The sequence below is a fragment of the Roseateles sp. P5_E1 genome, assembly GCF_054049335.1.
In genome coordinates this window covers 1-603 of the sequence record NZ_JBFUMN010000313.1, presented here as the reverse complement: position 1 = coordinate 603, position 603 = coordinate 1, and the positions used below count along the sequence as shown (strand labels likewise).

Sequence of the window (603 nt, the reverse complement as noted above, 5' to 3'; positions counted from 1 at the left end):
ACCGAAGACCGTACCCTGGTGAAGATCGGTGGCGCCTCGGCGCTGGATTCGCAGGTGAAGGGCCAGAAGGGCTGGGCGATTGAGGACAACCTGACCCTGGATGGCATCCAGTGGGCCGGTGACCACACCATCAAGATGGGCGCCAAGTACAAGCAGATCGACCTGTACGCCTCCGATGCGGCGCAGATCAATCCGCAGTTCACCTACTCGCTGGGCGATCCGGACTTCCCGTCCGACATCCCGTACAAGGCGCAGTTCGTCAAGCCGGTGAACGGCGTAACGGGCGTGTCCGGCGAAGTGCGTTCGAAGTCCAAGCAGATCGGCCTGTTCATCCAGGACGACTGGCAGGTCAACGACCACCTGCAGCTGAACATCGGCCTGCGCTGGGACTACGAAAAGACCCCGGCCTACCTGGACTTCGTGACCCCGCAGGCCGTGGTCGATGCGATCTACTCGCAGGACCCGCGCGCTGCCGCTGGCCAGACCTTCGCCGATACGCTGGCGCTGGGCGGGCTGGACATCAGCAACTACATCAGCAACGGCCACAACCGCAAGGCGTTCAAGGATGCCTGGCAGCCGCGCCTGGGCTTCTCTTATGACATC

General features: G+C 63.0%; 1 protein-coding gene. It reads left to right on the top strand.

What is annotated here, in order from left to right; translation table 11 throughout:
* Positions 1 to 603, top strand: a 603-nt coding sequence (locus ACXJKJ_RS31245) for a TonB-dependent receptor domain-containing protein (RefSeq protein WP_457395493.1), incomplete at both ends; no start/stop codon positions are given.